General features: G+C 71.7%; 8 protein-coding genes and 2 pseudogenes. 7 read left to right on the forward strand and 3 right to left on the reverse strand.

The genetic code is table 11. The features are described 5' to 3' along the window. The 3 genes and pseudogenes from ABZ805_RS28365 to ABZ805_RS28375 all read right to left on the reverse strand — a co-directional run. Positions 1-209: pseudogene (locus ABZ805_RS28365) on the reverse strand (hypothetical protein); the annotation flags it as partial. After that, positions 206-1,051, reverse strand: coding sequence for a metallophosphoesterase (locus ABZ805_RS28370; protein ID WP_358446719.1), 846 nt, complete (start codon positions 1,049-1,051; stop codon positions 206-208). The pseudogene ABZ805_RS28365 and the gene ABZ805_RS28370, both read right to left, overlap by 4 nt. Before the next feature lie 54 nt (positions 1,052-1,105). After that, on the reverse strand, positions 1,106-2,194 hold the full coding sequence (locus ABZ805_RS28375) for a hypothetical protein (protein ID WP_358446722.1): 1,089 nt from the start codon (positions 2,192-2,194) through the stop codon (positions 1,106-1,108). A gap of 586 nt (positions 2,195-2,780) precedes the next feature. On the opposite strand from ABZ805_RS28375, the gene ABZ805_RS28380 reads away from it, so the two are divergent. The 7 genes and pseudogenes from ABZ805_RS28380 to ABZ805_RS28410 all read left to right on the forward strand — a co-directional run. Beyond that, positions 2,781-3,572, forward strand: a complete 792-nt coding sequence (locus tag ABZ805_RS28380; RefSeq protein WP_358446724.1) for an ABC transporter permease — start codon at positions 2,781-2,783, stop codon at positions 3,570-3,572. Positions 3,573-3,691: 119 nt separating this feature from the next. Further along, complete coding sequence (locus tag ABZ805_RS28385) at positions 3,692-4,399, forward strand: ABC transporter ATP-binding protein (protein ID WP_358446727.1); 708 nt, start codon at positions 3,692-3,694, stop codon at positions 4,397-4,399. A gap of 105 nt (positions 4,400-4,504) precedes the next feature. Next, positions 4,505-5,623, forward strand: a complete 1,119-nt coding sequence (locus ABZ805_RS28390; RefSeq protein WP_358446730.1) for an LLM class flavin-dependent oxidoreductase — start codon at positions 4,505-4,507, stop codon at positions 5,621-5,623. A gap of 55 nt (positions 5,624-5,678) precedes the next feature. Continuing rightward, positions 5,679-6,743: an Rrf2 family transcriptional regulator gene (locus ABZ805_RS28395; protein WP_358446733.1), complete on the forward strand. Its 1,065-nt coding sequence runs from the start codon at positions 5,679-5,681 to the stop codon at positions 6,741-6,743. Between the two features lie 19 nt (positions 6,744-6,762). Then, positions 6,763-7,224 (forward strand): cupin domain-containing protein, encoded by a 462-nt coding sequence (locus tag ABZ805_RS28400; protein WP_358446736.1) that lies wholly within the window; start codon positions 6,763-6,765, stop codon positions 7,222-7,224. A 207-nt stretch (positions 7,225-7,431) separates the two neighbouring features. Then, positions 7,432-8,727, forward strand: a complete 1,296-nt coding sequence (locus ABZ805_RS28405) for a glycosyltransferase family 87 protein (protein WP_358446738.1) — start codon at positions 7,432-7,434, stop codon at positions 8,725-8,727. A 712-nt stretch (positions 8,728-9,439) separates the two neighbouring features. Next, positions 9,440-10,434: pseudogene (locus ABZ805_RS28410) on the forward strand (glutamate synthase subunit alpha); the annotation flags it as partial.

A 10,434-nucleotide genomic window follows, 5' to 3' on the forward strand; every position in this document is an offset into this window, starting at 1 on the left:
CCGCCAGCCCAGGTCCACGTCCTCGTAGAACATGAAGAACCGCTCGTCGAACCCGTCCAGCGCGGCGAACAGCTCGGCGCGCACCAGCAGCGCCGCTTGTCCACGGCGCGCGCGATGACCGCGGCCTCCGCGTCGAACAGCCAGGCCTCGGGCGGGTCGGTGCGGGTCTCCTCCCAGGCGAGCTCGCCGGGCAGCAGGCGTTCGATCACGACGTCCCCTCCGGGAAGACCAGGCGCAGCGGATCGTCCGGCAGCCCGTGGCGCTTCCACTCGCGCGGGTAGCCCACCGACACCTCCTGGAACCGCACGCCGTCGTGCCAGGTGGTGCGCGGGATGTGCAGGTGCCCGTAGACGACCGCGGCCGCCCGGTGCCGCAGGTGCCAGTCGGCGGTGTGCACGGTGCCGCACCACTGCGCGAACTGCGGGTACCAGAGCACATCGGTGGGTTCGCGCACCAGCGGGTAGTGGTTCACCAGCACCGTCGGCAGCTCCGGATCGCACTCGGCGAGCCGCCGCTCGCTGTGGGCCAGCCGGGCCCGGCACCAGTCGTCGCGGGTCGGGTACGGGTCCGGGTGCAGCAGGAACTCGTCGCTGCACACCACGCCCGATTCGTGCGCGACCGCCAGCGCCTCCTCCTTGGTGGAGGTCCCGGCGGGACGGAAGGTGTAGTCGTAGAGCACGAACAGCGGTGCGATCGTCACGGGTCCGCCGCGCCCGGTCCACACCGGGAACTCGTCCTCCGGCGTGACGACGCCGAGTTCGCGGCAGCGGCGCACCAGTTCCAGGTAGCGGGCTTCGCCGCGCAGTTGCAGCGGGTCCTGCTTCGGCGTCCACAGCTCGTGGTTGCCGGGCACCCAGATGACCTTCGCGAACCGCTCGGCGAGCATCCCCAGCACCCAGGTGATGTCCTCGGACAGCTCGCCCACGTCGCCCGCGACGATCAGCCAGTCCTGGTCGGTGCGGGGGCGCAGCCCGCGCGCGATGTCCTTGTTCTCGGCCATCGCGACGTGCAGGTCGCTGACGGCCAGCAGTTCACCGGAAGTGGAGCTCATGATCCGCCGATCATATCCGAGGCGCGCGGCCCACCCGGCCGTTCCAGGAGCCTTCTAGTGAATCCCCGGTCCGGGCCGTCGGGGCCGGGGAATGCGGACTGTGGCGTCGCGGTCGGCTGCGCCTCGCCCCAGTGGGTTCGATCGGCCGGTGCACCGCGGGATCGGCGTGGTCGGGTTTTCGGCCATTGGGATGGGGACCGTGTCCGCTTCGACGGGGCTGGGTCCGGTCCGCCAGCCGATGCCAGTGCCGCGCAGCCGCCGGTATTCGACGATCGCCAGCACCAGGGTGGTGACCAGTCCCGACACGGTCAGCACGTACCAGATCGGCGCGGGTGTGCGCGGATCGGTGCTCCCCACCCGTTCCGCGATGTCCAGGGCGGTGGTGACGACGGCCAGCGCCGCCGAGATGACCGGGGGGAGCAGCGGATGCACGTCGCTCGTCCAGAACGCGGTACGTGCGGCCCAATAGGTGGAGCAGAGCGCGTAACCGGCGAGCCAGCAGACGGCGAGGAAGGGGATGAACAACGCCACCACCATCCAGGCCTCCGTCAGCCGGCCGTCGTCCGAGAACCGGTACAGCAGGACGATGACGCCGATGATCGCGGCGACCGGAACCGCAGCGGTCAGCACGCCGAACAGGATTCGCCGGAGCATGCTGGTGATGCCGTCCCGCAGCCGTCCCCGATGCCGTTCGCGGGTCACGCATACCAGCAGTGCCAACAGCGGTGGCGCCACGCACAGCGCGAGCAGTGCCGTGAGCTGCGTCTTTCCGATGGATTCGAAAAGGGGGGTCGTCGGCGACTCGTAGCTCGCCGTGGCGACGGCGACGGTGAGCAGTCCTGCGGCGGAACGCCAGAACGCGATCCGCTCGAAGTTCCTGGTCCACCGGTCGGCGGGCTGCCGCGGCTTGTACAGCGCCCGGGCCGTGTGCCACGGCAGCGCGATCCGGATGCCGTGCTCGCGCCGCACGAACACCGGGGTCCCGTTGCGTTCGGCGAGCAGCTCGCTCAGCTCCAGGTGCCGCCGCTCGACCCTGGTCAACTTGACCCGCAACCCGATTCCCAGCGGAACGACGACCCAGAGGGTCTCCGAGGTGCACCGGAGGTCGACGCCGAGCACCGTGAACAGGGCGTCGACCAGCACGGAAGCGACCAGAACCGCTTCGACGGTCCACAGCGTGCGGCGCAGCCGGCGTCGTTCCCGCTCAGTGGTGGAGAGCCGGGAGTGCAGTGGATCGGGTGGCGGTCTGAAAGGCGCTGCGAGGACCATGTGCGAACGCTAGGGAGACGCCGGACCTGCGACTCCCGCGTTTCCGGGACTCCCGGAAGGTTCTCGCGCGCCGCGAAGACGACTTCTTCCCACCATCCGGGAGCTCAATCCTGTCGTGCCGAGTTGGGTTTACATCGGCCGCGGCGCGTCGCTACCGTGATCGCATGGCCCGGACGTCGACGCTCACCACGCGCGGATACGTGGATTTCGCCCGAGTGTCCTCCGCGCTCTGTAGCGCCTGAGCCCTTCCTCCGCGCCCGGTCCCGGGCGTTCCCGCACGCACCGCACGGCGGCTCCCGCACCGGAGCGCGCCCGGTGCCGATGCGCCACCGAACTCCGCCGCACCGCGCCGAAATCCGGCGGGTGCCGGCTTCCCCTCCCATGCCCGTGGAGCGTGACGATGAGCTTGCCCGCGCCTGAGAGCGCCCGATCCGACACCGGCGCGATACCCGTCGCGACGGTGCGCACCGACCGAGCCAAGGGGGAGCAGCGGCTGCCCCGCTGGCTGGTCAAGACGTTCAGCCCGATCGCGCTGATCGTGCTGTGGCAGGTGCTCAGCTCGACCGGCGTCCTGGACGACGACACGCTCGCCTCGCCGGGCACGGTCGCGGCCACCGCCTGGGAGATGTGGCAGGAGGGCCGGTTGCAGGACGCGGTGCTCGCCTCGGTGCAGCGCGTCGCGATCGGCCTGGTCTTCGGGCTGGTCGCCGCCGTCGTGCTCGCCACGATCTCCGGGTTGTTCCGGCGCGGTGAGGACATCGCGGACGCGCCGATGCAGATGCTGCGCACGGTCCCGGTGATCGGCCTCATCCCGCTGCTGATCATCTGGTTCGGCATCGGGGAGACGCCGAAGATCGTGCTCATCGCGCTGGCGGTGACCTTCCCGCTGTACATGAACATCTTCGGCGGCATCCGCAACGTGGACGCCGGGCTGGTCGAAGCGGCCAAGACGCTCGGGCTCGGCTGGTTCGCCCAGGTGCGGCACGTGATCCTGCCGGCGGCTATGCCGAACGCGCTGGTGGGGCTGCGGTTCTCGCTGGGCTCGGCGTGGTTGGCGCTGGTTTTCGGCGAGACGATCAACGCGACGGCCGGCATCGGCTACGAGATGAACATGGCCCGCGAGTTCTTCCAGACCGACGTGATCGTCGTGTGCCTGGTGCTCTACGCCCTGCTCGGCCTGGTGGCCGACTTCCTCGTCCGACTTCTCGAAAGGACCGTGCTGGCATGGCGACCGGCTTTCCGCGGAGCGTGACCGAATCCGCCCCAGACACCGCGACCGGAACCGACACCGCGACCGGAACCGACACCGCGACCGGCACCGGAACCGACGCCGCCCCGCGGGCTGACGGTTCCGACGGGACCGCTGCCGCGGTGCGGACCGCGCCGGCCGAACTGGCGGCCTCCGTCCGCGGCCTCACCAAGAGCTTCGGCGACCGGACCGTGCTCGACGGCCTCGACCTGGACATCGAACCGGGCCAGTTCGTCGCCCTGCTCGGCCCCAGCGGCTGCGGCAAGAGCACCCTGCTGCGCATCCTCGCCGACCTCGACCACGAGATCAGCGGCGAGGTGCGGGTGGCCCGGCGGCGCGCCGTCGCGTTCCAGGCGCCGCGGCTGCTGCCGTGGAAGCGGGTGTGGCGCAACGTGGTCCTCGGCCTGCGCGGCAGGCCCGACCGCGCCAAGGCCGTGGCGGCGCTGGAGGAAGTGGGGCTCGGGCACCGGGTCGACGAGTGGCCGAAGGTGCTCTCCGGCGGTGAGGCGCAGCGCGCGTCGCTGGCCCGCGCCCTGGTGCGGGAGCCGGACCTGCTGCTGCTCGACGAACCGTTCTCCGCGCTCGACGCGCTCACCCGGATCAAGGTGCAGGCGCTGGTGGGGGAGCTGTGGCAGCGGCACGGCTGCGCCATCCTGCTCGTCACCCACGACGTCGAAGAGGCGCTGCTGCTCGCCGACCGGGTCCTGGTGCTCGACGGCGGCGGCATCGTGCACGACCAGCTCGTCGAACATCCCCGCCCGCGCGACGTGTCCGCGCCCGCGTTCGTCGCCCAGCGGGCCGAGCTCCTCTCGTGGCTCGGCGTGCACTGACCTCCGCACCACCCGCACCACCCGCACCGCCCCGGCCGCCCGGCCCCGGGCGCGGTCCCGCGCGCCCGCGCGGCGGCCCCGGGAAACCAGACAGGAAGTGTTCGAATGAGTGTCGAGATCGTCGGCATGATCGGCGCCCAGCACGTCTCCGAGATCCACCCGGCGAGCGGTCCCGCCGTGGACCCGGCGTTCCTGCGCCGCTTCGCCCGCGCCCACGAGGACGGCGGCTTCGACCGCGTCCTCATCGGCCACGGCTCCGGATCGCCCGACGGCACCCAGCTGGCCGCGCACGTCGCCGCGCACACCGACCGGCTCGGGCTGCTCGTCGCGCACCGGCCCGGTTTCGTCGCCCCCACGCTGGCCGCGCGCACCTTCGCCACCCTGGACGCGCTGTCCGCCGGGCGGGTCGCGGTGCACGTCATCTCCGGCGGCAGCGACGCCGACCAGCGCCGCGACGGCGACCACCTGGACAAGGAGCAGCGCTACGCCCGCACCGACGAGTACCTGGAGGTGCTCAAGCGGGCGTGGACCGAGGACGGGCCGATCGACCACGACGGCGCGCACTACCGGATCGAGGACTTCAGCACCGCGGTGAAACCCGTGCAGCGGCCCCGGATCCCACTGTACTTCGGCGGTTCCTCGGCGGCGGCCTACCGGGTGGGCGGCAAGCACGCCGACGTGTTCGCGCTGTGGGGCGAACCGCTGGCCGAGACCGCCGAGCAGATCGCCTCCGTCCGCGCCGCTGCACGCGCCGCCGGGCGCACCGACGCGCCCGGCATCAGCGTGTCGTTCCGGCCGATCCTCGGCGCCACCGAGGAACTCGCCTGGGAACGCGCGCACTCCGTGCTGGACCGGATCCGCGCCGCCCGCGGCGGGTTCGGCTCGTTCACCGGCCCGAAGACGCTCGGCAAGGACGCGGAGGTCGCCAACGTCGGCTCGCAGCGGCTGCTGGCCGCGGCCGCCAAGGGCGAGCTGCACGACCGGGCGCTGTGGACGCCGACCTCGCAGGCCACCAACGCGGCCGGGAACTCCACCGCGCTCGTCGGCACCGCCGAGACCGTCGCGAAGGCGCTCACCGACTACGTGGACATCGGGGTGACCACGCTGCTCATCCGCGGCTACGACCCGCTCGACGACGCCGTCGACTACGGGCGGGAGCTCATCCCCGCCGTCCGCGAGGAAGTGGCGCGCCGCTCGGCCGCCGCCGAGCGGACCTCGGCGTGACCGCCGGGCCGTCCACGGGTGCCATGATGCCGGGCACGGAACGAATGGAGTGGAGATGACCCGCAGCTGGGTGCCGGAGAGCGCCTCGCGAGGCCACGTCGTGGTGCTGCACGGGCGGGGCGAGCACCCCGGCGTGTACGAGCGGTTCGGCCGCAGGCTCGCCGTCGACGGCTACACCGTCGTCGTCCCCGACCTCGGCACCGGACCGGCCGACTGGTTCGAGGGGGCGGGCGACACCGCCCGCATCCTGGTCGGCACCGACACCGGCGCGCTGCGCGCCTGGGAGACCGCGCTGGAGACCGAGGTCGACGGCCTGGTGCTGGCGGGCACCCCGCTGGCGGCGGCACCCGGTGCGCCCGCCGGGCGCGAGGACGAGATCGCCGCCCGCACCTCCTGCCCGATCCACCGCGAACGGCTCAGCACCGACCCGGACTTCCACTGGGGCGAGCTCGACGCGGGCACCGCCGAACCGCCGCGGCGGCTCCCGGACGTGCCGGTGCTGCTGCTGCACGGCGACGCCGACGCGATCGCGCCCGTCGACCCGGTCACCCGGCTCGGCGCCGCGCACCCGCAGGCGAGCACCGCGGTGTTCAAGGACGGCGTGCACGACGTGCTCAACGACAAGGTGCACCGCAGCGTCGCCGCCCGGATCGTGCTGTTCTGCGAGGAGATCGCCAAGGGCGCCGTGGTGCTGCCCGAGGTCACCACCGCGAAGAGCGCCCGGGTGCGCCGGGCCGCGCCGGTGCACATCTCCGCCCGCGTCGACTACTCGGTGCGCGCGCTGGTGGAGCTGGCGAGCAGCGGCAGGCAGCAGACCTGCGAATCGATGGCCCGCACCCAGGGGATCCCGCTGAACTCGCTGGTGAACCTGATGGTGGAGCTGCGGCGCGGCGGCCTCGTGCACAGCCAGCGCGGCTGCGAAGGCGGCTACTGGCCGGCGCGGGACGCCGCGGAGATCAGCCTCGCCGACGTGGTCCGCGTCGTCGAAGGCGCGGTGACCTCCCGGCACGACGACGCCGAGCGGGACGCGGTGTGGACGCGGCTCGGCGGCGCCGTCGCGGACTTCCTCGAACGGATCACCATCGCCGACCTGGCCGCCGAACAGCGCGCGGCGGCCTGACCCAGAACGGAGCAGTTCCATGGCGGACGCATTCCACCCCGACCTGACCTCGAAGGTCGACCCCGCGGAGAAGCAGTCGCTGCGCTCCCGGCTGCACCACATCCGCGGCAGCGAGCTGGACCGCAACACCGCGCAGACCGAGGGCATGCAGCGGCTCGCGGCCATCAGCGGCGACACCGTCGGGTCCGAGCGGATCTGGACCGGTGAGACGCACGTGGCGCCCGCGACGGCCTCCGACAACCACCACCACGGCGAGTCCGAGACCGCGATCTACGTGGTCAGCGGCCACCCGCGGTTCGTCTTCCACGACGGCACCGAGGAAGTGCGGATCGAGACCGAGCCGGGCGACTACATCTTCGTGCCGCCCTACGTGCCGCACCGGGAGGAGAACCCGGACCCGGAGCACAAGGCCGTCGTGGTGATCTCCCGCAGCACGCAGGAGGCGATCGTCGTCAACCTCCCGGAGCTCTACGCGCTCTGACCCCTCCCGCACCGAGGTGAATGGCCCATTCGCCCACTCCGCTTGGGCGAATGGGCCATTCACCTGGCGGGATGTGGGGTGTGGGGCGGGGCACTCCGGGCGGTTGGATAGAGTTCTGCGCCTGTATCCAGGTGCACCCTGCGGCCGGATGCTCCTCGTCGGGGATCGGGCAGCCGATGCTGGTGGCCGCGCGACGGAAGGATCTCGTTGGCCACCCCGCTACGCAGCCCCCGGTTACCGGGGCCTCGGCAGACCGCCCTCACCCGCTCCCTCGCCACCGCGCAACGGCTGTTCGCGCAGCTGCGGGCCCACGTGCTCGTCCAGCCGCGGTCGGTCATCGCCGCCGGTGGCGTCGCCCTGCTGATCTCGCTGGTGGCGCTGTTCCTGATGCGCCGGGCCGGGCTGGGGCACGGATCGGGCGTCGACTACCAGGTGTACCGCTGGGCGGTGCACACCTGGCTCAGCGGCGGGGACATCACCGTCGGCGGGCCGATGACGAGCGCCGACCGGATCCTGCCCTGGGTGTACCCGCCGTTCGCGCTGCTGCCGCTGGCGGTGCCGTCGGTGCTGCCGTATGTGGCGGGGTTGTGGCTGATCTACCTGACGGACCTGGCCGCGATCGGCGTGGTGCTGTACCTGGTGGCGCGCCGGATGTGGCCGTTGCTGAGCCGGGAGAGCGCGCTGGCGGTGGCCGCGATCGGCCTGCCGGGCACGCTGCTGCTGGAGCCGGTGTACGCGTCGTTCGGCCTGGGCCAGGTGAACGTGCTGCTGATGGCGCTGGTCGCGGTGGACTGCCTGACCGAGCACCCGCGCTGGCCGCGAGGGCTGCTGGTGGGCCTGGCCGCGGCGATCAAGCTGACGCCCGCCGCGTTCCTGCTGTTCTTCCTGGTGCGCAAGGACTACCGGGCGGCCGCGGTCGCGGCGATCACGGCGGCCGCCGGGACCTGCCTCGGGTTCGTGCTGAACCACTCGGCGTCGATGGACTACTGGTTCGGCAGCGGGCCGGCCGCGGGCGTGAGCGGTTCCTCGTACCACACGAACCAGTCGATCATGGGTGGGTTGTCCCGGCTGGACCTGCCGGTGCTGACCGAGCACGCGCTGTGGGCGCTGGCGGCACTGGTGCTGACGCTGGTGGCGGTGCGGGTGCTGCGCACGGCGGAGGTCGCTCCGGCGCTGCTGGCGACGGCACTGCTGGCGCTGCTGATCTCGCCGACGTCCTGGTCGGACCACTGGGTGTGGGTGGCGCCGGGGCTGCTGGTCGCGGTCGGCACGGCGCTGCGCAGGCGCAGCCGCGGCTGGCTGGTGGCCGCGGGGGTGCTCGTGGTGGCCGCGTTCGTCGCGACGTTCCGGATGCTTCCGGCCAGTGGGAACTGGAATGCGCTACAGCACTTGTTCGGGGATTCCTATCTGCTGATCGGAATCGCAATGCTTCTGCTGCTGTCGCGTTATGCGGCGGAACCGGTGCCGGTTCCCGCGACGGGCGGCGAGCTCTCCCGCGATTGATCGTCCGGCGGGGAATCGAAATGTGACGGTGCGGAGCCGAACGATTTCCCGCCGTTCCGCGGAATTCAGGATCCGGCCGGGGATCGGGCACGCTGGGCGCACGGCCGCTCGCGGAGCGCGATCGCCGGTGGTCGTGCCGCGCGGGGGAGCGGTGCTCGGTGCATCCTCGCCGGTCGCGGGCCCGATGTCCGAATGGAACGTTTCATCCGGACTCGCGATTCGGCGCGCTGCGCGAAAATCCGACCGTGGCGCTGCGTCATCTGTGTGAACTTGGCGCAGCGGCCCGGGAAGCCGAGACTCCACAAAGGACGGCTTCGACGGGTTCCGGGGCAGGCAACCCTTCCTGCGATGTGTGCTACATCACGCGGGAGTCGGACTGGACCGAAAAAGCCGTCGTGATCAGCCCCGATGTCCCCGCCGCCGCCCCGGAATCCGGGCTCCGGCCGCGCCGCCCCTGGTCAGGGGGTTGATCGAAGTTGACCTGCGGCGAGCCGCCGGAGGGTGGCCCGTTCCACGCTCCGGGACGCCGCCATGTGATTTTCATCCGTGTTACTCAGGCGTAGCCGTGGGCCCGATCCGTCTGTACAGTGCCCGGAACTGACCGACGATGCAACGGCGCATCCTTTTGTCAGTGCCCGAAAGGTTTTCGCGGATCGCTTGCGAGTGCTCACAATTCCCTCGCCGCGATCCGGGCCTGGCGACGGGAGGATCGATGCCGGATTCCCAGTATTTGAGAAATGAGGCGCAACGTCGCGCCGCCGAGCGGGGTCTGTACGACCCGGCTCACGACCACGACGCCTGCGGAGTGGCGTTCGTGGCCGACATGCACGGGCGGCGCAGCCATGCACTGGTGCAGAACGCCCTCACGGCATTGCGCAACCTGGAGCACCGGGGCGCCAAGGGTGCCGACCCGGAGACGGGGGACGGCGTCGGCGTGCTGACGCAGGTCCCCGACGAGTTCTTCCGCGCCGTGGTCCCGTTCGACCTGCCCGAAGCGGGCGGGTACGCGGCCGGGACCGCCTTCCTGCCCGCCGACGCCGACGAGGCGCGGGAGGCGGCCGAGGTCGTCGAGCGGATCGTCGCCGAGGAGGGCCTCACCCTGCTCGGCTGGCGCGAGGTGCCGATCGAGCCGGACAACGCCGGGCGGGCCGCCCGCGAGGTGATGCCGAGCTTCCGCCAGCTGTTCATCGGGCACGGCAGCGACGGAGCCGAGTCCGAATCGGCCCTCCAGTTCGAACGCCGCGCCTTCTGCGTGCGCAAGCGCGCCGAGCACGAGGCCGCGGTGTACTTCCCGAGCCTGTCGGCGCGGACCTTCGTCTACAAGGGAATGCTCAGCGAGACCCAGCTGGGCTCGTTCTACCCGGACCTGGCCGACGAGCGGTTCACCAGCGCCATCGGCCTGGTGCACTCGCGGTTCTCCACGAACACGTTCCCGTCGTGGCCGCTGGCGCACCCGTACCGCTTCATCGCGCACAACGGCGAGATCAACACGATGAAGGGGAACCGGAACTGGATGCGGACCCGCGAGAGCATGCTCGCGACCGACCTCATCCCCGGTGACCTGCAACGGCTGTACCCGATCGCGACGCCGGACGGCAGCGACTCGGCCACCTTCGACGAGGTGCTGGAGCTGCTGCACCTGGGCGGGCGGTCGCTGCCGCACTCGGTGCTGATGATGATCCCGGAGGCGTGGGAGAACCACGCCGA

The organism is Saccharopolyspora sp. NPDC047091 (assembly GCF_040643635.1).
Taxonomy (GTDB): domain Bacteria; phylum Actinomycetota; class Actinomycetes; order Mycobacteriales; family Pseudonocardiaceae; genus Saccharopolyspora_C.